Genomic DNA, 23,075 nt, shown 5'->3' with positions numbered 1-23,075 from the left:
GCCCTCATCATCATGCCACGACGCTCTTGGTCACCGACCGCACCGTCATGAAACCCGGATAGGTCTGGGTCAGCGTCAGCCTGCCGTGATCGGTGAAGCCGTGCATGCCCTCGGCCTCGGCCTTGCCGGTGAACGGCCGCGACAGCGGTCCCTCGTCGAAAAACGTGTCGTCGTTGCTGCGCAGTGGCACGTCAATCACCGGCCCGTCATTGGCGCTGATCGCCAGCGACGTCGTCTCGATCACCGACATTTCGGCGCGGTTGACGCGCTTCAGCCTGGCCATGCGGATCTTCGTCTCTTCGGTCAGCGACACGTCCGGGTCGGTGGCGAGCGGCGCGATCCAGGTGCCGACGCGCACCGCCGTCGCCACCTCCGGCAGGGTGATCGATCCGCCGGCGACCACGAACGGACCAAAAACGCTGTCATTGGCGACGGCGTAGACGCTGCGGGTGTTAAAGCGCGACAGCCCGGAGACCACGGCCGAAGCGGCCTGGACGATCTCGATCGCCTCGTCGAGCAGCTGGTCGGGTTCCATCTTCTCGAAGCGCAGCTCGGTGGCGCCGTCCACCTGGCGCTCGACCAGGAACCAGACGGTATTATCGTGATCGGTGCAGCCCGAGCGGAACAGCCCGTCCGTCGTCCAGGGCGCATAGCCAGACACTTCCTGGGTGCGCATCAGGGTCAGTGCCGTCATCGAACCGTCGGCGTTGACCAGCATCATCAGGTCGGTGTCGACCGAGCCGAGCGCGCGCCGGCGGAACAATTCGGTCGGGTCCTTGATCAGGAAGGCCGAGAGCACGCTGGCATTGTCGGCGACGAAATTCTGCTCGAGCTCGGTATAGCTGGCCATGCGCAGCGTCGTGCCTCCCTCCTGGACGTGGAAGATGGCGCTGTCCGAGCTCACCGGTGACGTCGTCGCCTTGATGCCTGGCGCATCGCTCGAACCGAACTGCGGTGCCTCGTCGGCTGACAGGATGGCGTTCTTCAGGAACGAAAGCTGCTGGTCGCCGTAGAACATCAAGGTGCGGCCGACGAAGATGTCGCGGATCGAATTGTTTTCCGAGCTGTCGATCTCGTAGGAAAACGCCCTGGTGGCGACGTCGATCTCGGTGTTGAGATCGAAGGGCGCGCCGGTTACCGAGGCCAGAACGTCATTCGGCCGGCCCTTCAGTCCGCCCATGATCAGGCGCTGCTGCGCGTAACGGCCGACCGCCGGCCAGCCGCGGACGCTCGACATGATATCCTCGCCGGCGGTCTTGCCCTGGGTCGTGGTGCGAACGCGCACGAAGCCGGTATTTTGGGACAGCGGATTGCCGACCATCGGCAGCCAGTCGCGTTCCTTGTTGTCGTCGCCGGTAAAGGTGACTGAAAAGGTTCTGTCGCTGCCGTCGACGGGGCTTACCGTCAACCCTGTGCCGACATTGGGCAGCGCCTCGAGCGCCGCCTTGATGGCGTCGGCGGTGACGCTGCCCAAGGCATCCCTGAGGATCGACGTCGTCGACTGGCCCTCGCAGATCAACTCGAACTGGTCGGCGGTGTCGATATCGTAAAGCCTGATCTCCTGGACCTCGTTGACGCCGTTGGTATAGACGCCGCCATAATCAACGCGCGGCATGTTCTCCCAAACGATCGCGTTGCAGGCCCATTCGGTCGAGCTGCCCAGCCTGAATATCTGCTGCGGCTGCAAAGTCTGCTCGAAAGCCAGGATGCTGTCATATTTCGGCTCGAACTTGACCTGGCGCAGCAGCGCCTCGGTGATCGGGCAAAGGGCCGACGCCCGCCAGATGCCCGCCTCGTAGAAATCAATATTGCCCTCGGTGACGATATATTGGTGCGCCATGCCCTGTTCGGGCGCGTAGCGGCGAACGATGCCGTCCGACCTGGTGGCGCTCTCGATATAAAGCGCAATGCCAGAAAAGGTGACGGTGCCGGCGGCCGTGGTGGCATCGGCGCAGACGCGAAACTTGGTTGCCGAGATGCCGGCATGGCCGGGCGCGCCGCTGGCGAAGCGGCGGGAATGGCTGGACAGCGTGATCTTCTGCGCCGGCGCAAAGGCCAGCCAGTCTGCGCCGTCCCAATATTCGGCGATCAATGCATCGTCGGCCGCGGTGGTGGCGATCGACAGGCCCTTGATGTCGATCATGTGGACTATGGTGGGCGCAGCGAAATCGCATTGGAACAGCACGAAGCGCGTCGTCGCCGCGGCTCCCGTGGTGATGGCGGTGCCGGCGAGCAGGTCGGCTTCGGTGCCGCCGTTCGGCAGCGACAGGATCGTCGTGTCGATGGCGATCGCCGTCAGCTTGCGCCGCGCCCGGCCGAAATCGGTGGTGCCGCCGCGCAGCGTGAAGCCGCCCTGCGGCAACAGGATGATGTTGCGGCCGTCCGACAGTGAGCCCGGAATGAACTTGGTATCGCGCCGCTCGATGACATGCGGGTCGAGCACGCCGTAGGTGAACGCGGCCTGGACGGTTGTGATCCTCGGCATGTCACCAACCGCAGCGGGCGTCTTCGGCGTCGTAGCCGGAGCGCATGTCGGTCAGCGGATTGCGGCCGCCGGCGGGCTGTTGCGAGGGCATCGCCTGCGCGTCGAGGTCGGCGGCTATCTTGAACTGGCCGCCTTCGCCCTGGTATTCCGGCGGGCCGTAGGCGTCGCGGCGCAGATTGTTGCGCAGGCCGGGATCCTCGCGGATCTCGAGCGCATATTCGGCGCCGAGGCAAAGCGTCATCAGCTCACGGAAATAGCCGGGCCACTGCGCCGGCGGCGGCGAGATCTGGAACTCGGCGAAAAGCACGGTGCTGCTGGTGAACACCTTGTTTTCCGAGATCTGGAAGCGCAGCAGGGGCTTGGTCGAGGTGGCGCTGTCATAGTAGGCGCGCGGCAGCGCCAGGCGCCCGGGCGGCAGCAGGTATTGCGCGGTCCAGCCGAGCGGCGGGGTCTCGGTTAGTTTCGACAGCGCCTCGAACCGCTTGGTGAAATGCCAGGGATATTTCGACAGGAGGTCCTCGAGCACCGCGTCGTAGGTCGACAGTACTTCGACGCCGGCCGGGCCGGGCTCGGCTTCCGACTGGATGGCGTTGCAGCCGATGCGGGCAAGCGCCCGGTTGATGATGGTGACGCGGTCCATGCGGATCCTGATGACGCGGGAGAAGCCGGGCCGCCGTGCGACGGCCCGGTTATTGAAGCGATCAGCCTTCGAGGTTGCGGATCTGGACGATCAGCCAGCCAGAGCCTTCGACGAAGGCAGTGACCGCCGACGCCTCGACCGAGAAGGACGACAGCGCGGTGCCGACATTGGCGGCGGTGATCGCGGTGCCGGCGACGGCTGCACCGGCTGGCGTGCAGTTGGCGCTGGTCAGCGCGATGACGCCGCCGGTCAGATCGACGGTGCCGATCTCCATGTTGAGGGACGCCAGCTTGGCGGCGGTGGTGGCCGGCTTGGAGACGCGGAAATCGAACTTCTCGATCTTGAAGGCGTAGCCAGGCACATAGTTGGTCAGCACGTCGCCGGCGGCGGCGATGTCAGCCAGGTTGACGAAGAAGGCCAGCGTCTGCAGGCCGGCGCCGGCCGTCACGTTTTCGCGCGTGATGGTGACGACGGTGCCGGTGTTGGCCGAGACGATGTACTCGCGGAAGGCCGGCGTGCCGTCGAGGTCGAGCCGGGCGATGATCTTCTCGCCGATCTTCATCAGAGCCGCCAGGGCGTTGAAATAGCCGGCGGTTTCCACGGTTGCGGCGTCGTCGTCGGTCGCCAGTTCCCAGTCCTGCAGCTGCTTGATGGTGGCGCCGCTGCCGTAGCTGATGCCGGCTCCGGTGCGGCGGATGCGGCCGTTTCCGATAACTCTCATTGGTGGTGCTCCCTTTGTGGGGGTCGGCCCCGATCTGCGCGGGCGCGACGGTTGAAGGAAAACGCGCCCGGGGTTAGCCGGGCGCGGCCGTTATCAGGGGGTCGGCAGCGAGATCGCCGACGCGTCGTACTTGGCCAGTACCGGCACGGCGCCGGCCGGGAGGAGAAGCTTGGAGCCGATGCGCATGCGCATGTTGTGGGTCCAGCAATCCTTGCGGTTGTCCCAGTCGACCGAACCGGTCAGCTCGCGGACGTAGCCGAAGCCGATGCTGTCGCGGTGCCACATCAGGCAGGTCGCCTGGAGAGCGCTATCGCCGGTGCGCAGGATGCTGTCGGAGAGCGCGAAAAGGTGGATGCCGTGCACCGTCTTGGCCAGCGCGCCCTTGGTCATCGGCAGGTCCGGCCCCTGATAGTCGGCATTGGCGATGCGCTTGTCGCCGATCAGCTGCGACCAGGACACGCTGTCGACGGCAAAGAAGATGTTGCCGTCGGCGACTTCGACATCCGCCGCCATCAGGGCCTGCTTGGCCTTGATCATGGTGTTGAAGTCCATGAGGTTGGCGTAGGCGCCGACCGCCGTGGTGGTGGTCAGCTTCAGGGCGCGGATGATGGTCTTGTCATGGACGCGGCCGAGCGCCATTGCCGAGCGCTTGGCCACCGCCTGCTGGCGGTTGACCGTCATCTGGTCGAGATCGTCTTCGTAGACTTCCTCGAAGGCGCGGCTTTTCTTGGTGTCGACGCCGACCGTGGTGTCGTTCGGGTTCGCCGGCGTGGCTTCGTCGCCGCGCTGGACGTCTTCCTCGGCCTCGACAGTGCCGAAGATCGGGAACCACATTTTCTCGCCGGTGATCTTTTCCGGTGGCGTGGTGGTGTTGCGGAGCGCGAAGCCGCCGGCCTGGTACTGATGCAGGGCGGTCGACTTCCACTGCTGGACGTAGTGGTTGGGTGCCGTCTGGGACATGGGTTTTTCCCCGTTGAGTTGCGAAAAAGGGTTTCTCGCGGGGCCGAGTGCCAGTTGGGTCTGCGGGCCTATTCCTGAAGATCAGGCCGGGTGCCGCTGCCTACGCCGGGTCCATCCACCGTTGGACGGCCAAGCTAAGCGCGGATTGAGCGTGTTGCGTTTTAGGGTCCGAAAAGCCGAAAGCCCGCCGCATCGCTGCGACGGGCTTTCCCTGTGGCCGTGAAGGCCAATTCAGTCGGGGTACATCTGTTTGAACAGCCGCCTGGTCTCGGCGGCGAAGTCCTCGTTGTACTTGTCGTGCCTGGTGCTGTCGTTGCGCGGATCCGCGACGCGGGCGTCGAGGGCTTCCTTGGTGACGGATTGCTGGCCGCCACCGCCGCCGCCTGGGTTGAACGACGAATTCATGCCGGATTTCATGAACTGCTCGACCAGGCGCACGCCGTCGAGCGACGTCGTCAGCAGGCGCAGCTCGCCCTTCATCTTGTCGTCAATGACCTTGCTGTCGAGCTGCTTGATCCAGTTCTCGGCCGTGGTCAGCCGCTCGCCGCCCCTGGTCTGCTTTTCCTCCGGCGTGCCCTTGAACTCGGCCGGCGCCAACGAGGTCAGCAGGCCGGCGCTGTCGAACGGCTTTTCGATCCAGCCCTTGTCAACGGCCAGGTCAAAGAACTTCGGGATGGCGGCCATCTGGTCCTGGCCAAAGCCGGCCTGCTCGGCGATTTCGGCGAAAGCCTTGACCGCCGGGTCGTCGGCAGGGATCGAGCCCTTGACCTTGTCGGACCACTCGAACTTGTAGTCGCCGGCCTTGACGGGCGTCGGCTTGCCCTTGGCGATCTCGTCGCGGGCTCCCTTGTAGGCGCCCATCAGTTTGTCGATCGTGCCCTTGTCGTCCTGGCCGAGAAGATGATCGGCGATGCCTTCCGGCTTGTAGAGGCTGAGCTGCGCGCCATCGGCGCCGCCGATCTTGATATCGCCCGCACCGCCCGCGCCGCCCTTGTCCGCTCCGCCGCCGCCTGCGCCGCCCTTGTCTCCACCGTCGCCGGCGCCGCCGGCGCCGTCACCATCCGGCGCGCGAAGCGGTCGGTATCTGTCGAGAATATTTCTCATGTCACTGTCCTCGTTTCGGCCTCTCGGTTGTTCGCCGTGGCGATGGCCTGATAGATCGCCCTGACGAATTTCACTTGCGCGTCATGCGCAATCACCAGCGCGGTGATCGCCTCGATCGGCAGCATCGCCTCGCTCGGATAGGCGGCGGCGTCGATCGTCATTTCGGTCATGATCCGCAGGCACTCGCGGCCGGCCGGCGTCGAGAACGTGTCGCGGAAGAGATTGGCTTCCCGCTTCATCGCCCGCTGCTGCTCGGCGCGCTGTTTGTGCAGGCCCTTGCCGGCGTCGTTGATGGCGCCCCAACCGGCGTCGGTATCGCCGCCGATCATCTTGGCGATCTCGGCCATCATGCCGTCGATCGACGGCGCCGGGTCGAGCTCGTCGATGGCGCGCGTCTCGGCGTCCGGCTCGATGGCGTGCGGATTGTTCGTTGCTGTCACGTTCGGCCTCTCTTTTTCGGCGTCCTGTCTACGCCGCCTGCTGCAATGCTCCCGCTGGTGGCGCCTGGCCGGCGGCTTCCGGCGGCTTGCCCGCCATCTGCGCCTTGGCGATGACGCCGGCGACAACCTGCATGATCTGCTTTTTCTCATTGTCGCCGCGGATGTACTTTTCCGACACGCCGAGCTTGCGGCCGATATCGGCAAAGATGTCCTCGACCTTCGACGTCAGCATGGTCAGTTCCATGCCGCCGAGCGAAAGCTGGATCTGCAGCCACTCGACGATCGACGACACGTCCTGCGCCTGTTGCATCTTGGCGATCGGCGAGACGACGTCGACCTTCAGCAGCAGCTGGTCGATTTTCAGCTGCGTCTTGATCAGCTTGCGGCGATAGAGCACGTCGATGACGCGCTGGATCAGTGGCCGGATGATCTCGAGCACCAGGCGCGCATAGGCGCTGGACAGGTCGGCCGCCAGGCGCTTCATGCGCTCGACGATCTCGGTTGCCGAGCGCACCGAACCGCTGTCGGGCGGCAGCGTGTCGTCGAGCATGATCTGCTTAACGTTCTCGCGCAGGTCCTGCAGGATGATGTTGGAGATGTCGAAGCGGCCGGGAACGTCGAGGCGCTGCACCGACGCGCCCATCTGGCCGCCGGTCGAGCCGACAGCCCACATGGCGCCGGGCTTCATCACGGCCGTCTTCGGATTGAACACCCGGTCGTTTTTGTAGATCCACAGGCCGAGAATGGCGAAGGCGGCCGCCTTGATGGTCAGCTCCGTCACCTTGTTGAGGGTCTTGGCGGTCGGCAGGCCCATCAGGCCAGGGCCGCGGCCCATCGGCTCGCCCGGCACCTTGTAGAAACGCGGCGTCAGCCAGGGGCAGGTGTTTTCCGTTGTTTCGTAGATCGCGCCCTCGTCGCATTTGTCGGGGCGGAAGGCATGGAAATCCCACTGGCCGGATTTCGAATTGAACTCGCTGGCCTGCAGGATCTGCACCGGCGTATCCGGCGCCTCGGCGATTATTTTCTTGAGCTCGGCAGAAAGCGTCATCTTGCTGGCCGGCCACAGATCCGGGATATCCTCGGCCGGATAGGCCTTCTGCCAGTAGATGCCGTTGACCTTGCCGAAACCGTCCTCGCGCAGAGCGAGCTCGCCGATCGGCACCGAGACGAAGCGCAGGATGTCGCGGTCGCTTTCCGGCATCAGCATGGCGCCGGTACCGCCGAACAGGTCGAGATACATCTCGCCGGCGGCAACGGCGAAGTCGGCGCCCTCGAGCACCGCCGAGACTTTGGTCGAGATCAGCGCCAGCTCTTCCTCGAGCGCTTTCTTGTCGTCGCCTTCGACCTCGAGATAGGGGCCGATCTTCAGTTCGAAAAAGCGCTGGAACGCCGGCGTCACGTCCTGGCTCATACGGCCGGCGAAACGGAAGGCGGCTTTCGATGCGGTGCCGTCGAAGATGCGATCGACGCGGCCGCTGGTCGAAGCCGCCGGCGTGCCGGCCGGCGCGCGGTACGGGATGACGTACTCGTAGAGCTCGTTGAGGATGCCCTTGTGGTCAGCGCATTTGGTGTAGGCGCGCGCGCTGTTCTTGGCGACGCGCTTCAGCCCGGCACTGTCCTGGCCGGGCGCCGGAGCTTGCTGCGAAGTCGGTCCTGCCATCAGCCGCCCAGCGTGCCTTTCCTGTCGTCGCGGTAGGCGAGCGATTTGCGCAGCGAGGTGGCGCGGCCGGCGAGCGCTACGCGGGCGTCGCTCTCCGCGTCGGCGCGGTTCGCGTCCCGCATGCGGTCGGCCTGCAACGCCTTCTCGGCGTCGCTCGGCCCTTCGGGCTTGCCGATGCCAAACAGTGAACCGATCGCTTTCATGGTGAAAATCCCGGGTCGGTTGAAAGTCCGGCGAGAGTAAGCGGGCGGGCGGCGTGTTGCGTTTTAGCGTCATGGCGCCTTCACTCCCGGCCTGCTCCAGGTGCGAATTGTTGTGCCGCCCAAAAAATCATCGGTCGGCCAGAAACCGGACAGCACCGCCAGGCGCCGGCCGGCGAGGTTCGCATCGTCGATGCGGGCGATGATGGTGCGCTCCGGCATCACCGTCATGGTGCGGTCGAGCAGGAAGCGCAGCGTCGCCAGGCCAGGCCGGCGGTCCTCGCGCAGCATCAGCCACGCCTCGAGCATGCCGGAATGCCAGGGGAACAAACCGCCGATCGCCTGGCGCTCGCCGCCGCGCCACAGCGTCCAGGCCGGGCCGGCGAGGATCTGGACCCGCGCCGCCTTCCATAGGCGAAAGCCATGCTGCGGAAACATCGCGGCATAGTCGACGAGGGAAGCGGCGCGGAACTCCATTAGTGCGGCCGCCGTGCGGCGGGGTCGGCTGCAAGATACGAGATAATCGCGGCTTCCACCGCCAACGCCGCCCAAGCGTCAAGACCGACACCAGGCGCCGGCAGTTTCGTCGCCATTTCCATGTAGGCCCGCATTGCTTCGGAAAATTGCTTAGGGTTGAGCTTGGTGGTCATCTCAGCTTTTCCACACATCGAAATCGGTTTTCGGCATGACGCTGCCGCCGCGCTGGCCGTCCTCGTCGTCAGCCGCGAATGGCTTGTCGCCGCGGCCGCCCATCAGCTCGCCGCGCTTGACGCCCTCGACGCCGACCAGGTCGAGCACGCCGTACTGCAGCGCATCATGCGGGTTCGAATATTCGTTCTTCTCGGGGATCGGGTCAGTCCCGGCCTCCTGGCCGCGGCGTTTTTTGTAGCGGTACCCAGAGTTGAAGCCTTTGCGCAGCACCTTGCAGCGCGGGGAAATGACCAGGCCGGGCTGACGGCCGTCGATGTGATAGCGCAGCAGCTGGCGCACGCCGTCCTGGCGCACGTGCAGCTCCTGGCTTTCCGCCGGCCAGATGGCAATGCCCATGACCTGGGCGACGATCTCAAACATCGACTTGTCGCCGGTTTCGCTGTCGCCGCCGAAGAACCCGGCCGGGTCGCCGGTTGCGCGCTCGATCTTGATGTCGCGATATTTGGTTTCCAGCAGCAGCCGGCAACCGCGGCCGAAGCCGGTCGGGCCGATGCGGCCCGGGCAGAACTCGTCGAGCACGCGAACCTGGCCTTGCGGCGTGAACTGGAAGACCAGCATCGCCGGCCCGCGCACGCCCTGGTCGAAGCACAGCCGGATCGGGATGTTCGGCAGCGGCTCGAGGTCTTCCTCGGCGCAGTGGATCGTGTCGTCGTATTCGCTGTAGACCGGCTCGCCGTCGCGCGAATGGCCCTTGATGCCGTCGACCATGCGCCGCACCCAGTCCGGCCGGTGCGCGTTCATCTGCGCCATCTTTTCGTAGGTGGCGCGGCTGATGGAGATCCGGTTCTCGCCATTCGGCCCGCGGCCGGACGGTTGCTTGTAGAGCTTGTGGCCCTGCGGTCGTTCATCCTCGAAAACACTGTAGACCCAGTTTTCGGGGTCGGCCGGGTTCAAGTCGCCTGTCACGCCGGTGTAGTAATCCTGCCCCGGCTCGAAGAAACGCTTCGGCGGCCAGCGCATCTGCAGGGCGCGGCCGATCAGGTAGGGCAGCACGTCCGGGCTTTGCTGGTCGGCCTCGCCCTGGTTGGCCGTGGTGAACTCGACGCCGCGCAGCGCCGCGTCGACGTCCTGGTCCTGGATCGCCTGGAACACGACTTCGAAGTAGATCAGGCTCTTGTCGGGCGCTTCGAAGGCCAGCGTATGCGTCGCCTTGCGGCCCTCGCCGCCGGTCCAGTTGCCGACGTCCGGCCCGTACCAGCTCCACCAGCTCTTGATCGTCGTGCCCCAAAGGTTCTGATAGGTGTCGCGGATCTCGAGGTGACGGTGCAGCCGGTGGCCGGCGTAAGGCCCGCGCGTGCATTTCGGCATCTCCGACGCCAGCGTGAACTTGTCGAAGAAATTGACGCTGGTTTTGCCGGAGCCGATCGGGCCGTGCAGAAAGCGCACGTTGTTCACACGATCGCGCATGAAGGCGGTGGCAACCGGCCCGGGCGGCGAGTAGTCTCGCACCTCCATCCGGTCGAGCCGCGCCTGGCGGTATAGGGCGAGGACTTCCGCGTCGACCGTCATGGGCGCCAGCCCTCCCCCCGCCCCGGAAGGCCAGCACTCAATTTCCAATTTCCAGCCAATTGGCTCGAAATCCTTTTGGAGCGGCAAAACCGCACGGCCTTTACCCGCGCGTTGACCGGAACTCGGTTTCGAGGATACCCCCGGTTGCACTGCGCAACCCATGCAACCACCCCCATCCGGACGGGTTGCACCGCCTGGTCGGCGCACCTGCCCCGCTGATTTTCGATCAGCGGGTCTGATGGCAGATTGTCCAAACAAATCATCTACTTAGCCTCTTCGTGAGGCGCGCTGTCGTGAGGCGCGCCGCTGTCGTCATTGATTCCATTGAGCTTTTCGGCGTCGATCTGGATCCCCTCGACCAGCTTCATGTCGAGCCCGATCGCGCCCTCGCCGACCGGCCCGCCCATGTTGATCACCAGCATGCCGGCGGTGGCGCCCTGCAGCTGGACAGCCAGCGGCAGGCGCTGCGCCACGTAAGGCGCCAGGTCCGACATGACCTTGCGGTGATACTCGGCCGCCTCGATCTTCTTGCAGCCGAGCGTCTTGGCGATGACGTCGATCGGCGTCGCCACGATCTCGGCCATGGCGAGGATTGGATGGCGGCCGGTGCTCTCGATCAGCTTGACCAGGTCGCGCGTGACGCGACTAGGACCCCTCGGCCTCCCCGGCCCGCCGAGCTTAGGAACCTCGCCCTGCGGATCCTTGATCTCGCCGAAGACGCTGCGGCTGGAAAACAGGCCGAGCTGCTCGGCGGCCGGGTCGGCCGGGTTTCCAGCGCCGCCCGCGCGCTCCTCTAAAAGGTCTTTCGCCGCCTGGTCGAGCTGCAGCGCCTCGCGGATCCCGCCCTCAGATTTGCCGGCCATTTTTACCCCCTCTGATATTGATGGAACCGTGGAACCTGACCGGAACCGCTTGCCAAGCCCGGCTAAGCGATTGAAATCCCCTATCAATATATCCCTCTGGAACTATGGAACCATGGAACCGAACAATGCGCGCAGCCGCGCGCGCGTATGAGACCATGCGTTCCACGGTTCCAGCGTTCCACTTTGCCAATTCCCTTGCAATATCAGTGACTTGCACCAAATTGCGGCCGGTTCCAGTCCCGGTTCCACGGTTCCAGTACATGTACGGAGCCGCGTGTAAATTTCCCTGAAGAGAATGGGGCCGGGGTGAACGTGTTGCGGTTTTCGAGCCGGCGACCGGGTTCGAGGGTCCGCAAACCCTTGCGGCGCATGAGGTTGAAGCGGCGCGGCCCTGCCGGGCCGCAAGATTGTTTGTGATGCGACGCCCAGTCTGACCGTCGCGCGGCCGCGCTGACGCTTGGCCGTGCTGCATTGGTCCTGGTCGACGTGGATCGCGGGGAATGATCAAGAGCGTGCCTCCGCCTCATTCACGATGATGTCCTTCAGCGCGATCGCCACGCCCTTGAACTTGATGCCGTTGATCCGGGCGCTGCCGTCGCGCCAGATCTCTTCCGGCGCCTGACGCAATGCGCCGCTCCATGTGCCGGCCGTCAGCTCGCCCTGCCATTTGCTGTCGCGGAACAGCTCGTGCAGCAGCGTGTGCTGGTTGGGGATCAGCAGCTCGTAGTGTTCGGTGCGGTCCTTCGGCTTCAGCACCGTCAGCCCGGTCTGCTCGAGCATCCGGCGCGCCTGGACGAAGGTGATCACGTCCTTGTCGGACGCGTCGGCCTCCCAGAACTCGGTCAGCACCTCGCCGACCGTGTGCCTGGCGCCACCGCGCCACGCCTCGATCCGCTTCGATAACAGGTGCGTCAGGCAATTTTGCCAGTTCTCGGCCGCGTCCTGGAACTCCGACAGGTTCTCGACCGTCAGCAATTCGCGCCAGCTCTCGAAATTCTCGGCGTTCGGGCCGATCTCGAGCTCGAGCTCGACGGCGTCGACGTCGATCACCAGGTCGGCCACCGCCATCAGCGTGCCGAACGTGTCCTGGCCGCGCCCGTCATGGCCGCATGAGGCCAGGAACTCGCGCCAGGCCTCATAGGTCGCATTCCAGCGATGCCAGTTGTCCATCAGCCGGCGCAGGATCTTGCGGCCGAGCTCGGCCAGCTCTTCCTCCGGTATCATCGGCTTGATCGCGCCTTTCGGCAGCTTCAGCAGCCGCAGGATCGCCAAGCGCGAAAGGTCCTGCGGTTCCATCGCCGGCATGTTGATCGACGAGAAGCGGAACGACGATCGCCCCTGGAATTGCGTGCCCTTGTGGTTGTCGCCGCCGCGGTTCATCGGCGCGCCGGAAAACGACAGGCGCATCAGCTCGACCACGGCCTTTTGCTTGCGGTTGTCGGCCTTGGCCTCGAACTCGTCGATCGCCACCGGAATGCAGTCGTATTTGAGCTGCTGGTAAAGGCCGGCCGACGTCGTGTCGGAGGTGTGGAGCAGCCATTCGCCCTGCAGCGCTTTCAAATCGTCATGCAGGGCCGATTTGCCGGTCGCCTTGTCGCCTAGCGTGTAGGTCGCCGGCCGGTAGGGCGAGGCGCCGCCAAGATAGCCCACGCCAATGCCGCCGATGAGCAGGATCGGGTCGAGGCGCGGCCGCACCCATTTCCAAGTCTGGAAGTGCGGAATGAGCTTTGCCGCCGGCCCGCGCTTGCCCATCAGCGACATCGGCCACGGCCGCGCGATCGGCGGCCTGGTGGGGTAGACGCGGCCCTCGATCTCGCCGAGCGGTTCCTCGCCATGCGCAAAAAATAGGCGATCGCCGCAATGCAGGATCAGCTTGCCCTGGCGGTCTTTCCAGATGCCGCGGCCGCGCACGCCGTTGAGCGGGCTCCACGGCCCTTTGCGGGCGCAGGCGCCCATCAGCACCTCGCGCGCCTTCTCCGGCCGCCAGCTGGTGACGCTGCCCTCGGCGTTCTTCTTCGGGAACGCCCAATAGAGATACCAGTGCCGGCCCATGAACAGCGAGTTGATGCCGGCCTGGCCGAGCTCGCCATCCTTCAGCACCCGCAGCTGGCCGATTGTGTCGAGGAAGAAAAACAGCCCTTCCTCGGTGCCGAGCGGCAGCACCGGGCAATCCGGCGGCAGGCCATATATGTCGGGCTGCCATTCACCGGGCTTCATGCCGTCGAGCGTTTGACCTGGTCGCGGATCCGCTGCGCCGATGAACAGCAGCGCGTCGTCGCCCTCGGCGTCCTTCAAGGCCGCGGCGACCGCGTCCGTGTCGCCGATCGGCTGGAACGTCTCGCCGGCGTCGTCCGCCTCGAGGTGATCGGCAACGGCCTGCAGGTCCGGCTGCTGCTTGGCCAAGCCTGCTTTTTTCGACGATTTGGGGCTGCGCGGCGCGTATGCGTCATACGCGCCGCCGTCAGTGTCACCGGCCATTTATGCCCTGTTTTTACTTGTGGTTCTTCTTGGGCGCGGGTTCGGAAAACTTGCCGCCACTCTCGGCGATCACTTTGTCCGTCTCGGCCTGGGCAACGCGCCGCTTCTTCTCGACCTCGTCGATCTGGTCGCGGTGGCGCCCTGCAGCTGGAAGGCCAGCGGCAGGCGCTGCGCCGTCGTCGTCGACGGGCTCTTTCTTGTCGTCCATCGTTTCCTCCTTTTTGGCGGGTGGCTCGATATATGCCGGCTCGGTGCCGTCCATCGTCGCGACAGCCAGGATCAACCCATTGGCCATGCCGCGCATGTACTCATCGGCGTCGGCATTGCCTGGTTGGACGGCGATGTCGGTGACCTTCTTCAGATCGTCGATGCGTTTGAGCACCTCGCCATAAGGCGTCAACGGCGACGTATTTTCGGCCGGCTCCGGATATGGATGGTCAGGCCCGTGGCCGGCGGCAGCTTCCTCCGGCTGGTCTGACATCTCCAGATCCGGCTCATGAAACGGCTCGAGCGCCTCGGCGACAGCCCGAAAGGCGGTGAAGAACACGCGCGCGCTTTCGGGCGCCTCGGCCAGGGATTTGAAGGGAAAATCGCCGCCGGCGATCTCGGAAGCCTTGCGCGCCAGCGTTTCGGGCGGGGGGAATTTTCGTTCCCGCGCATAATCGTAAAGCTGTCGCTCGACGGCGCCGGCGGCGCCTGGCCAGATCGTGCCGATGCCGGCGCAAAGCGCCGCTTTCAGAATTGCCGAATGTCTCATATCGTCTCTCCTTTCAAGAGGTCGTTCATGTCCTTGCCGCGCGGGCTGCGCGCCACGTAGACGGGCTTGCCGTGCCGGCGCAGCGCGGCGATCGCGGTGTCGAGCGCGGCCTCGGCCTGGCCTTTGCCCCAATCATTGTCGGCGCAGACGGTGATGGTCGAAACGCAGGGCAGCACCGGCACATGGCCGATATTGCCGAGCGTGCCGGCCGCCCAGACGCGGCGGTCGGGCATCGCCAGCGCGCAGGCCAGCGCGTCCTCGATGCCTTCGGTGACGATCAGCGGCGTCGAGATCCCGCGTTTTTGCGCTTCTTCCGGCGAATGCTGGCCGGCGCCCTTGGCGATGCGGATGACGCTTCCCTGCCAGCCGGCCGGCCAGATCTTTCGCGGTTTGTTGAGCTTCGGCTCCGGCAGCTCGGCCTTGCCGGCGCCGTCCGGCCGCAACCAGGTGCGATGCACGGCGCGCGCCTTGCCGTCCGGCCCGGTCATCAGCGCGATCATGCAGGGAAGCGCGATCAGCTCGCCGTCCTGCGTGCGATAGTCGTGGCTCGCGAACAGGCGCAGGGCGCCAGGCAACGGCCGCTGCTGTGCCACCATGCCGGCGACGAGGTCGATCGCCCGCGAGCGAAGATAGCGGTCGACCAGGCTGCCGGCATAAGTCGCCGGCGACAGTTCCTCCGCTTTCAGCCACATGCCGAAGGCGCCCTGGGCGTTCCTTGCCCGGGCCTCGGCCTCGATCTTCTCCTCAGCTTCACGCTGCGCCTGGCGCTGCTTGTCGCGCTCGGCGATTGCCGCCGGGCTCATGCGCTGGCCGCCGACGTCCGACAGGCCAAGCCATTTCAGGCATTCCTGCCGTGTTTCCTTCAGGTCCGGCAGTTTCCTGCAGTAGCGGACCAGCTCGACGACATCGCCCTCGTCGACGCCGCGCACGCCGGCCTCGTCGCGCCAGGCGCCTGTGGCCGGACCGCTAAGCAGCACCCAGAAGGATCCGCCGTGCTTGTCGGTCCTGGTCGGGTTCTTGCCGATCCAATATTTGCCGTTGACCCGCCCGCCCGGCACCAGATCGCGGCACAGCGGCAGAATGTGGGCGATCAGCTTTTGGCGGATCTCGGCGAAATCGATCATCGGCGCCGCCGGTCCATGCTCTGGCAGCCTTTTTTCATTTCGCGCCGCGACAGCATCTTGCAGCCCTTGCCGTGCAGCTCGTCGCCAATTGTCGCGACGATGCCGTCCTTGCAATAGAGGATCAGCCCCTCGCGCCGGATCCGCGCAGCGCCGCCGCGCACCGCGCCCGCCAGGTGCTCCGGGCAGATGCGTTTCTGCAGCTCGATCAACGGCACGCCGAGCGCTTTCGCCGCGGCGATCGCCAGCGTCCAGTTGCTGGCGTCGCGGCCGAACGCCTTGACGATCGGCGCCAGGTCGAATTTCTCGATGCGTGTCAGATAGCGTAGAACGGCATGGGCACTGACCGGCGGGGCGTAATTCACAGCATTGCCTCCATGCGTTCGAACAGCTGGTCGATGTCGAAACGCTCGCGCGCGTCCTCGATGAAGCGCACGTCGAACAGGATGCGGCGCCGGTGGCGGCCGAGCATCCTGGCGAGCGAGGCCTGCCGGATGTTGCAGGCGGTCACCGTCAGATAGGTCGCCGCCAGCCTGGCGAAGCTCACCGGGCTGTCGCGCCGCCGGTTCGGCCGGCCGCAGCGCTGCCGCTCGAGGATCTCGGCGACCGGCACGCCGGTGGTCGACGACACTATCGCCGCGACGCGCAGAAAGGCGACGCGGGCGCTGGCCACGCTCCTGTTCAATTCCATGGTTCGGCGACGCCCCCGCATTTTTTTGCCTTTTCGTTGGGCGCGGGACCGGCGCCTTGCTGGGGAAAGCCGGTCCCGCAAGGCACCGCCAGCCTGCGACAGCCGGCGATGCCCATGAACGCAATGCAACACGCAACGAACCTCAGATATCGAGCGAAGGCGGCGCCGGCTGCGGCGCGTCGAGCGGCCACAGTGGCGCGCCCTTGTCCCGCACCACCGGCGCGCCGGCGGCATAGGCGGTCAGCTCGGCGCGCAACGTCTCGAGCTCGAGCGCCAGCGCGCCAGGCAGGCCGCCGGCGGCCGACCGCACCGCGCGCATGGCGAGGATGCGCTCCTGGACGAACAGCTCGCCGGCCGGAAACTGCCGGCAGGCGCGCAGGAAGACCTCGCCATATTTCAGCAATGTCGCGTCCGGACAGCGCAGCAAGACGTCCGCGCGGCCGCGATCGTCGTCGGCATTGTGCAGCTGGTCGATGATCGGCAGCCTGTCGCTCATGACTTTCGCACCGGGCAGACGTGGCGATGGCGCTGGATCCAGTTGTCGACCGACCGTGTCGTGCGGCCGAGCGCTACGGCTATAGCCGGGATGGATTTTCCCTCGCGCCACAGATTGCGAATGTCCGCGATCTCGGCGGCGTCCATCGCGCCGGTTCGCGCCTCGATCTTGATTTCCGCCAGCTCGGCCCCTGGCTGTTCAACCGCCGGTGTTGCCTCCACCGGCGCAGCGAGCTCGCGCGCCACCTGGCGCCAACCCTCGAGCATGCGTTTGACCCGCTCGATCGGCAGTTTCAGCGCCTCGGCGATGAACTCCGGTTCGCAGTCGGCAAGCAGGAATACTTGGCGCACCTGCGTGTCGAGCGCGGCGTCTTCGGTTTGCTGACCGCGCTCGCCGGCGACACGCGCCGCATAGGCCGCCTCGAACAGCCGCCGTGCATATTCGGTCGGCCTGATGTTGAGGGGCGCTGCTCGCTTCGCCAGATTGTTGAAGACGATCGCCGGCACCGCAAAGCTGATCTGCTGGACGTTCACGCCGCTTTCCTTTCCGCCCGTTTTTTGTCGATCAGGTACTGACGCACGTCGGCCACGCTGGCTGCGCCCTCGCCGGGGCGCAGCGTGATCACCGCCATCGGCGGCTGGCCGCGCTCCTCAATCCAGTCGGCGTCATAGAGTTGCGTGCCGGACCAGCCATCCTGCAGCGCCGCGACCTGCAGGCGGCCGAGAATGGCGGCGATGAAGGTCTTTGGATCCTTGTACCGGCCGGTGAAGACGTCGGCCGTGGCGAAGCGTCTCGAGGTGCTCATGATGCCCGCGCCTTCTTGGCTAGCTCATAGCGGGCGCTGATCGGTCCCCAATCGCCGACGGTGTGCCTGGCGATGGCTTCGCAGCAATGCCGGCAGACGTGCCGGGTTTCGATCTGTTCGCCGTCGGCGCTGCGCCTGGTCTCGCGCCGCACCCTTTCGCCGGCGCCGATCGTCTCTTCGCAAATGGTGCAGGTGTGCGGCTTGCGCGTGGTGACGAAGGCGTTGGTCAGCGGATCCTGGCCGTTGCAGACGAGCTTGTATGAGAGGATGGGCTGATCAAACATGTCGGGCTGCCCCCCCCTGACGCGCCGGCTCTCTCGCATTTCAGGCGACCAGCTCATGCGAACCTGCCCGGATTTTTCTTGTTGAAGAGGATCATCGCTCGCGTGGCGAGTTCGTACGGCGTCGGTTCATAGTCGCTCGGCTTGCCGCCGAGCTCGAGGCGCAGCGTTTCCTCCATCGCCATCGCCAGCTCGACCATCTGCTTATCTTCGGTCTGGCCATGTACGCGCCGCGTCAGCTCGCCGATCGACAGGCCGAGATTGGTGGCGCGATCGCAGGCGCGGCGGAACCAGGCGGTCATTCGTCGCCCCTGTAGCCGTCGATTTCATCAAGGTGCGCGTCGATCTGGTCGGCGCGGCGCGACACGAAGCGCAGCTTTGCGGGAAATGGGATCACTCGACCGCGCTTCTCGAGCGGCACAAAGGTGACGCAGCCCTTGTCGACCAGGTAGTAGCCGTCGCCGCGCGCCACCGGCAGCACCTGGTTGCTCATGCAGCACCCCGCGTCAGCTGCTCGACTAGGTTCTTTTCGCGCTCGGTTAGATGCGCGTCCATGGCGTCCAGCGCCCGAAGCATCGTACGAAGCCGCGGGTTGGCGTCGTCCTGCTGCCAGCGATAGAAGGTGGAAACGCTGACTTCGGCAACCGCGCAAACGTCGCGCAGCGGCTCACTGATGAGCTTCGCCCGGTCGATAATTCGATTAATGCGACGCTTGTAATCCATAATAGCGAGGGCTAGGGTGATTTGGCGTCGCGTGTCAAGCGCATTAGTGCATGATGTATGAGTTCTCCCAATGTTGCAGAGTGCCGTCGTCTCGACAGCCTTTATGGTGCGGCCTTTGCAGGATCAGCTAACCCTTCGCGAAACCATTCGCGCCTGGTTGAACGGGCTCATCGCCAAGCACGGCACGTCAGCGCGGCGGGTTGCCACGCAATCCAGCATCGCGCCGAGCACCATCTATAGAGCGCTCGAAGAAGACGGCGATTTCGTCATGTCGACGACGATCCTGGCCAAGATCTCGAGTGCCTTCGGCGAACCGATGCCGACGGGCATGGGTGGCGCCGCGCAATCTCCGGGTCGCGGCTTTGCCGACACCGACCTCGTCGCTTTTGTCGGGCCGGCGCCGGACATGCCGGCCAGGCCGGAAGACAATCACTACCGCGCCCGCGTCATGTCGGACGTGCTCAACCTCGAGCATATCCGCCCGGGCGACGTGCTCGATTTCGACATGAAGCTCGAGCCGCGCGCCGGCGACATCGTCGTCGCGCAGCATTACAACCTGCCCCGCGCCGGCGCCGAGACGGTGCTGCGCGTGTACCAGCCGCCTTATCTGCTCACCAGGTCGAGCAACCCGGCGGTCGACCAGCGGCCGATGCTGGTCGACAACGAGCGCGTCAAGATCATGGGCACATTCGTGCGCCTGGTGCGCGACCGCTCCTCTACCTGATCCAAAAAAGCAGTGGATTTTGCAGGCGGGCATGCCCGCTGTTTCGCGTTGCCAGTTTCACGTGAAACAATAAAGCGACGGAATTTTCGCTTAAGCGCAACGGCAGTATTGCGTAAGTCGCTTTAATGCGACATCTTCGCCTCGCAACTGATTTGCGAGGTGATTTGCAATGAACGCTTTAACCCGGCCGCCGGAGCGGCAGGTGATCAGCGCGGAAGAGGTGGCCCGCGTGCTCAACTTCCGCTGCCGGCGCTCCTTCCACGACAAGCGCGCCAATCTCGAGGCCGAAGGTTTTCCCAAAAAGCTGCCCGGCCTCAACGGCTGGTCGAGGCCGGCGATCATGCGCTGGCTGGAAAGCAATGGCGGCACAGCCGCCGGCAATGACGACAAGCCGGCGCCGACGCCGCTCGAGCGGAGGTTCGCATGAGCACCCCGGAATTTGTCACGCTCGGGTCCAGCGAAGGCCTTGCCGACGTTCTGACGGCATCCGATCCTGTGACGCGCTGCAGCGGCCGCGCGCTTGCTTCCGACTGGCCGCGCGCCCTGCAGCAATGGGTCGAGGCTGAAGTCACCAGGGGCACCAAGATCGACGTGCTCTTGACGGCGCTGTTCAACATGCAGGTGCAGATCGCCGCCGGCGTCGTCGGCAACGTGATCAGCGTCGGCGGCCATGAGGTCGCACTGCAGAACTTCCGCAAGATCGTCGACGGGCAGTTCCTGAAACACGCCAAGATCACGCGGCAATTTTGCGAGGCGGCACGATGAGCGCTGACCTTGCGACCGACGCGGCGGCGATGATGGATCCGCGCAAGCTGACCACCGCCGAGCGCGCCGCGATGACGATGATCCACGATCATCGCCTGTTCGCTAATGCCGGCGGCTACTACGGCCGCCTGCCGCACCGCATCACCCGCCAGCTGGCGGCCGGCCTGATCGCCAGGGGCCTGGTGCGCATCGACCACAACCGCGCCGGCGACGAGCTGATGCTGACCGGCAAGGGCCTGGCCACGCGTGCCGTGATGATGGCGCGGCGCGAACGGAGGCAGGCATGAAGCGGCAACTGGATATCGCGCACGTCAAGCGCATGATCGACGTGGTCGACGCCGGCATGGCCGTTCTGGCGACGATGCCGACGCTCGCTGATCTCTACGAAAACTGCCGGGCGCAAGACAAGACCGCGCGGGCAATACTCAACGCGCTCCAGAACGAGCACGGCGCGACGTGGAGCGCCGGCCGCGGCGACGGCTATACGCTCAGGCTTGCCGGCATTCAGTCATCTTGCACCGGTGGCCCGGGCGGTCTGCTGCGCAACTGGCGAAACGCCGCCAAGGGCCGCCTGATCAAGGAGGCGGCGCGATGACCGAGCGTTTTGATGGTTCGGTCATCTGGGCCGGCCTGCATCCCGACCATCAGGCCGAGATCGGCGCGGTTGCGCTCGAGCTGATCAGCGCATGGTGGGTTCAGGAGCAGGCTGTCGATATCAATGATGGCGGCGACCCAATGCTTCGCGCCGCCGAAGCCGCGGATCATCTGCTCATCAACGAGCTTCGCCAGGCCGTCGTCGATGCGGTGCCGATGTCCGACTTCAACGCGGCCGATGGCACGCCGAAAATGCCCTCGCGGCTAGGGCCGTTCTGCCGAAAGTGCGGCTGCACCCAGGAAGACGGCTGCCGGGAAGGCTGCTGGTGGGCCGAGCCTGATCTTTGCTCGAGCTGCGCCACGGAGGGGCCATGATCAACACCCTGCTGATCGGCCTCGCCATCGCCGCCGTCGCGGCCGTGCACCTGGTGTTGCTGGTCGAGGCGCTGCACGCGCCGCGCCGGCGCCGCTCCGGCTTCGAGGTCCGCGATGAGTGAGCTGCTGATCCTCTGCCTCGACCTGTTCGCCGCCGGCCTGGTCTGCGGCATCCATATCGGCATCGCCCTTGGGCGGCGCCGGCTTCGATAGATCCCTTTGAGGGGGATCGCCCGGCGGGATTGGACACCTCCCCCGCGTACCCGCCGGGCTCACTGATCCACAGCCATTTTTGACAACCGAGAAGGATTTCACCATGTTCGCCGGCTCCAGACGCGAAGGCCACACCATGGGCAAGGTCGAGATCAATATTCCGCTGGTCACCTGGCGCGACGGCCGGCCGCGCTTCTTCGCCTCGAAGGTGCATCGCCAACTCGGCTACCAGGGAGAGGATCTGCGGCATGGCAAGGCCGGGCCATGGTTCACGGTCGAGGAAGCGATCACCTGGTCGCAGGCGCGCCAGCTCGAGCTTAGGGAAAAACGCGCGGCGATCGCCGCCGGCGCGACGACCGTAAAGAAAACCGTCGACGCGGCCGAGCGCGCGCGCCTCGCCGGCGTAGTCACCATTAGCCAGTTGGTCGAGGCCTTCACGACCAAGAACCCGCGCATGCAGGGCGTGCCGATCATCGACGGCAAGAAGCGCCGCAAGCCGCTCGCCGCCGCCACCGTGCGCGGCTATCGCGGCTCGGCTCGTCTGCTCGAGCAGCTCGAGGACGGCGCCGCCTGGCATGAGCCGGCCGACGACGTGACGCCGAAAGTGCTGACCGGCATCCTGGACAAGGTCGAGGTCAAGCACGGCCTGGCGCAGGCGCGGGCGCTGCGCGCCATGATCTCGGCCGCCTACGGCTTCGGCCGCTCCAAGGCCGGCGGCTACATCGTGCGGCACAATCCGGTCGCTGGCCTCGAGGACACGCTGCCGGTGCTCGAGCCGCGGATCCGCGTCGGCTCGATCGCCGAAATGGTGCATTTTGTTGCCGTCTGCGATGCGCTCGGCTTTCCCGACATGGGCGACAGCATCGTGCTTGGCCTCTACACGGCGCAGCGCCAGGCCGACCGGCTGGCGCTCGAGGACAGCAAGATCACAAGCGAGGGGATCCTTTTCTATCAGCGCAAGAAGGGCGGCCAGCCGCTGTTGATCCCGATGATCGAAATGCTGCGCGATCGCGTCGTCGCCGCGGCCAAGCGGCGGGCCGACTGGCGGTTGAACTATCCGCATGTGCTGATCGACGAGCGGCTGCGCCGGCCGTGGGACGATCACCGCTACCGCAAGGCGTTCCGCGTGCTGCGCCATGCCGCCGCCTTCGGCACGCTCGAGGCTGTCAACGGCAAGGTGACGCGCATGGCCGCGCAGCTGCTCGGCAAGCTCGATGTCGCCGGCGTGCTGGCGGCGGCCGGCCTCAAGCCGATGCCGAGCCTCAACGACTTCCACGACCAGGACCTGCGCGACACGGCCGTAACCTGGCTGGCGCTGGCACGGAATGACAAATGGGAAATCGCATCGATCACCGGCCACAGCCTGAAATCGATCGACGACATCTTGAAGCACTATTTCGGCTTGCACCCGGATCTCGCCAGGAGCGGCATGGCCAAGATGGAAAAATGGCGGAGGACCGCGCGGTGAGCGCCGATGTCAAATCGGCCGCGCTCCGCTTTATCTCGGGCATGTATGCGGCAAAGAAAGCCGAACGGAGCGATGGCGTCAGCGCCTGGGCGCTTGTCGGAACTGCGGTGTGGGACGAATTTCAAAGGCAGCAGACCTGGATCTCAGACGGCCGCGTCAACGGCAAGCTCTCGGTCATGGGCATAAGGGTCGAAGTCACCGGCCTGCCCGATCATTTCCAGATCGTCATCTTGGGCAAGAACGGCCAATCTCGCGTCATCACTTGACGCCGGCGGCGGCCGCGCCATCCTT

The 23,075-nt window shown here is 65.5% G+C and carries 33 protein-coding genes; 9 read left to right on the top strand and 24 right to left on the bottom strand.

The window, feature by feature from the left end; genetic code table 11:
* Window positions 1-10 precede the first annotated feature (10 nt).
* From NKH05_RS15675 to NKH05_RS15560, 24 genes are all read right to left on the bottom strand, one after another.
* Window positions 11-2,485 (bottom strand): phage tail protein, encoded by a 2,475-nt coding sequence (locus NKH05_RS15675; RefSeq protein WP_353025710.1) that lies wholly within the window; start codon window positions 2,483-2,485, stop codon window positions 11-13.
* 1 nt (window position 2,486) lies between these two features.
* Complete coding sequence (locus NKH05_RS15670; RefSeq protein ID WP_353025709.1) at window positions 2,487-3,125, bottom strand: phage connector family protein; 639 nt, start codon at window positions 3,123-3,125, stop codon at window positions 2,487-2,489.
* A gap of 61 nt (window positions 3,126-3,186) precedes the next feature.
* A complete protein-coding gene (locus NKH05_RS15665; RefSeq protein WP_353025707.1) occupies window positions 3,187-3,846 on the bottom strand; it encodes a hypothetical protein in 660 nt (219 codons plus the stop codon).
* A gap of 93 nt (window positions 3,847-3,939) precedes the next feature.
* On the bottom strand, window positions 3,940-4,806 hold the full coding sequence (locus tag NKH05_RS15660; protein ID WP_353025705.1) for a phage capsid protein: 867 nt from the start codon (window positions 4,804-4,806) through the stop codon (window positions 3,940-3,942).
* 231 nt (window positions 4,807-5,037) lie between these two features.
* Window positions 5,038-5,910: a hypothetical protein gene (locus tag NKH05_RS15655; RefSeq protein ID WP_353025703.1), complete on the bottom strand. Its 873-nt coding sequence runs from the start codon at window positions 5,908-5,910 to the stop codon at window positions 5,038-5,040.
* Window positions 5,907-6,350: a hypothetical protein gene (locus NKH05_RS15650; protein WP_353025701.1), complete on the bottom strand. Its 444-nt coding sequence runs from the start codon at window positions 6,348-6,350 to the stop codon at window positions 5,907-5,909. The genes NKH05_RS15655 and NKH05_RS15650 overlap by 4 nt, the downstream gene beginning before the upstream one ends.
* A gap of 28 nt (window positions 6,351-6,378) precedes the next feature.
* Window positions 6,379-8,010 (bottom strand): portal protein, encoded by a 1,632-nt coding sequence (locus NKH05_RS15645; RefSeq protein WP_353025699.1) that lies wholly within the window; start codon window positions 8,008-8,010, stop codon window positions 6,379-6,381.
* A complete protein-coding gene (locus NKH05_RS15640) occupies window positions 8,010-8,213 on the bottom strand; it encodes a hypothetical protein (RefSeq protein ID WP_353025697.1) in 204 nt (67 codons plus the stop codon). Before NKH05_RS15640 ends, NKH05_RS15645 begins: the two co-directional genes overlap by 1 nt.
* Before the next feature lie 69 nt (window positions 8,214-8,282).
* Window positions 8,283-8,687, bottom strand: a complete 405-nt coding sequence (locus NKH05_RS15635; protein WP_353025695.1) for a hypothetical protein — start codon at window positions 8,685-8,687, stop codon at window positions 8,283-8,285.
* Window positions 8,687-8,860: a hypothetical protein gene (locus tag NKH05_RS15630; RefSeq protein ID WP_353025693.1), complete on the bottom strand. Its 174-nt coding sequence runs from the start codon at window positions 8,858-8,860 to the stop codon at window positions 8,687-8,689. The genes NKH05_RS15635 and NKH05_RS15630 overlap by 1 nt, the downstream gene beginning before the upstream one ends.
* Window position 8,861: 1 nt before the next feature.
* On the bottom strand, window positions 8,862-10,430 hold the full coding sequence (locus NKH05_RS15625) for a hypothetical protein (RefSeq protein ID WP_353025691.1): 1,569 nt from the start codon (window positions 10,428-10,430) through the stop codon (window positions 8,862-8,864).
* Window positions 10,431-10,693: 263 nt separating this feature from the next.
* Window positions 10,694-11,293: a hypothetical protein gene (locus NKH05_RS15620; protein ID WP_353025689.1), complete on the bottom strand. Its 600-nt coding sequence runs from the start codon at window positions 11,291-11,293 to the stop codon at window positions 10,694-10,696.
* Window positions 11,294-11,797: 504 nt separating this feature from the next.
* Window positions 11,798-13,771 (bottom strand): hypothetical protein, encoded by a 1,974-nt coding sequence (locus tag NKH05_RS15615; protein ID WP_353025687.1) that lies wholly within the window; start codon window positions 13,769-13,771, stop codon window positions 11,798-11,800.
* A 13-nt stretch (window positions 13,772-13,784) separates the two neighbouring features.
* Window positions 13,785-14,528, bottom strand: a complete 744-nt coding sequence (locus NKH05_RS15610; protein ID WP_353025686.1) for a hypothetical protein — start codon at window positions 14,526-14,528, stop codon at window positions 13,785-13,787.
* A complete protein-coding gene (locus NKH05_RS15605) occupies window positions 14,525-15,652 on the bottom strand; it encodes a DUF7146 domain-containing protein (protein ID WP_353025684.1) in 1,128 nt (375 codons plus the stop codon). The genes NKH05_RS15610 and NKH05_RS15605 overlap by 4 nt, the downstream gene beginning before the upstream one ends.
* The gene (locus NKH05_RS15600) at window positions 15,649-16,014 is read right to left on the bottom strand and encodes a hypothetical protein (RefSeq protein WP_353025682.1); all 366 of its coding nucleotides are present in this window, start codon (window positions 16,012-16,014) and stop codon (window positions 15,649-15,651) included. The genes NKH05_RS15605 and NKH05_RS15600 overlap by 4 nt, the downstream gene beginning before the upstream one ends.
* The gene (locus tag NKH05_RS15595; protein WP_353025680.1) at window positions 16,011-16,340 is read right to left on the bottom strand and encodes a hypothetical protein; all 330 of its coding nucleotides are present in this window, start codon (window positions 16,338-16,340) and stop codon (window positions 16,011-16,013) included. Before NKH05_RS15595 ends, NKH05_RS15600 begins: the two co-directional genes overlap by 4 nt.
* 142 nt (window positions 16,341-16,482) lie before the next feature.
* Entirely contained in the window at window positions 16,483-16,836 is a 354-nt protein-coding gene (locus tag NKH05_RS15590) for a hypothetical protein (protein WP_353025678.1), read from the bottom strand.
* Complete coding sequence (locus tag NKH05_RS15585; RefSeq protein WP_353025676.1) at window positions 16,833-17,369, bottom strand: hypothetical protein; 537 nt, start codon at window positions 17,367-17,369, stop codon at window positions 16,833-16,835. Before NKH05_RS15585 ends, NKH05_RS15590 begins: the two co-directional genes overlap by 4 nt.
* Window positions 17,366-17,641, bottom strand: coding sequence for a hypothetical protein (locus NKH05_RS15580; RefSeq protein ID WP_353025674.1), 276 nt, complete (start codon window positions 17,639-17,641; stop codon window positions 17,366-17,368). Before NKH05_RS15580 ends, NKH05_RS15585 begins: the two co-directional genes overlap by 4 nt.
* Window positions 17,638-17,925 carry a hypothetical protein gene (locus tag NKH05_RS15575; protein WP_353025672.1) on the bottom strand — a complete coding sequence of 96 codons (288 nt, stop codon included), beginning with the start codon at window positions 17,923-17,925 and terminating at the stop codon, window positions 17,638-17,640. Before NKH05_RS15575 ends, NKH05_RS15580 begins: the two co-directional genes overlap by 4 nt.
* A 53-nt stretch (window positions 17,926-17,978) precedes the next feature.
* Window positions 17,979-18,224, bottom strand: a complete 246-nt coding sequence (locus tag NKH05_RS15570; RefSeq protein WP_353025670.1) for a hypothetical protein — start codon at window positions 18,222-18,224, stop codon at window positions 17,979-17,981.
* Complete coding sequence (locus NKH05_RS15565; protein WP_353025669.1) at window positions 18,221-18,415, bottom strand: hypothetical protein; 195 nt, start codon at window positions 18,413-18,415, stop codon at window positions 18,221-18,223. Before NKH05_RS15565 ends, NKH05_RS15570 begins: the two co-directional genes overlap by 4 nt.
* Window positions 18,412-18,645: a hypothetical protein gene (locus NKH05_RS15560; protein ID WP_353025667.1), complete on the bottom strand. Its 234-nt coding sequence runs from the start codon at window positions 18,643-18,645 to the stop codon at window positions 18,412-18,414. Before NKH05_RS15560 ends, NKH05_RS15565 begins: the two co-directional genes overlap by 4 nt.
* A 70-nt stretch (window positions 18,646-18,715) precedes the next feature.
* Here NKH05_RS15560 and NKH05_RS15555 point away from each other — a divergent pair, with 70 nt between their 5' ends.
* From NKH05_RS15555 to NKH05_RS15515, 9 genes are all read left to right on the top strand, one after another.
* A complete protein-coding gene (locus NKH05_RS15555) occupies window positions 18,716-19,369 on the top strand; it encodes a transcriptional repressor LexA (RefSeq protein WP_353025666.1) in 654 nt (217 codons plus the stop codon).
* Between the two features lie 169 nt (window positions 19,370-19,538).
* Entirely contained in the window at window positions 19,539-19,796 is a 258-nt protein-coding gene (locus tag NKH05_RS15550; RefSeq protein WP_353025664.1) for a hypothetical protein, read from the top strand.
* Window positions 19,793-20,134, top strand: coding sequence for a hypothetical protein (locus tag NKH05_RS15545; protein WP_353025662.1), 342 nt, complete (start codon window positions 19,793-19,795; stop codon window positions 20,132-20,134). The genes NKH05_RS15550 and NKH05_RS15545 overlap by 4 nt, the downstream gene beginning before the upstream one ends.
* On the top strand, window positions 20,131-20,421 hold the full coding sequence (locus tag NKH05_RS15540; protein WP_353025660.1) for a hypothetical protein: 291 nt from the start codon (window positions 20,131-20,133) through the stop codon (window positions 20,419-20,421). The genes NKH05_RS15545 and NKH05_RS15540 overlap by 4 nt, the downstream gene beginning before the upstream one ends.
* On the top strand, window positions 20,418-20,729 hold the full coding sequence (locus NKH05_RS15535; protein ID WP_353025659.1) for a hypothetical protein: 312 nt from the start codon (window positions 20,418-20,420) through the stop codon (window positions 20,727-20,729). The genes NKH05_RS15540 and NKH05_RS15535 overlap by 4 nt, the downstream gene beginning before the upstream one ends.
* Entirely contained in the window at window positions 20,726-21,103 is a 378-nt protein-coding gene (locus NKH05_RS15530) for a hypothetical protein (RefSeq protein ID WP_353025658.1), read from the top strand. Before NKH05_RS15535 ends, NKH05_RS15530 begins: the two co-directional genes overlap by 4 nt.
* Window positions 21,100-21,225 carry a hypothetical protein gene (locus NKH05_RS15525; RefSeq protein ID WP_353025656.1) on the top strand — a complete coding sequence of 42 codons (126 nt, stop codon included), beginning with the start codon at window positions 21,100-21,102 and terminating at the stop codon, window positions 21,223-21,225. Before NKH05_RS15530 ends, NKH05_RS15525 begins: the two co-directional genes overlap by 4 nt.
* Before the next feature lie 194 nt (window positions 21,226-21,419).
* Window positions 21,420-22,784 (top strand): hypothetical protein, encoded by a 1,365-nt coding sequence (locus tag NKH05_RS15520; RefSeq protein WP_353025655.1) that lies wholly within the window; start codon window positions 21,420-21,422, stop codon window positions 22,782-22,784.
* Window positions 22,763-23,050: a hypothetical protein gene (locus NKH05_RS15515; protein ID WP_353025654.1), complete on the top strand. Its 288-nt coding sequence runs from the start codon at window positions 22,763-22,765 to the stop codon at window positions 23,048-23,050. The genes NKH05_RS15520 and NKH05_RS15515 overlap by 22 nt, the downstream gene beginning before the upstream one ends.
* Window positions 23,051-23,075: the final 25 nt, after the last annotated feature.

The sequence above is a fragment of the Mesorhizobium sp. M1399 genome, assembly GCF_040317735.1.
Classification (GTDB): Bacteria; Pseudomonadota; Alphaproteobacteria; order Rhizobiales; family Rhizobiaceae; genus Mesorhizobium.
The sequence above is the reverse complement of the archived record's forward strand: the minus strand, read 5'-3'. Positions and strand labels throughout refer to the sequence as shown.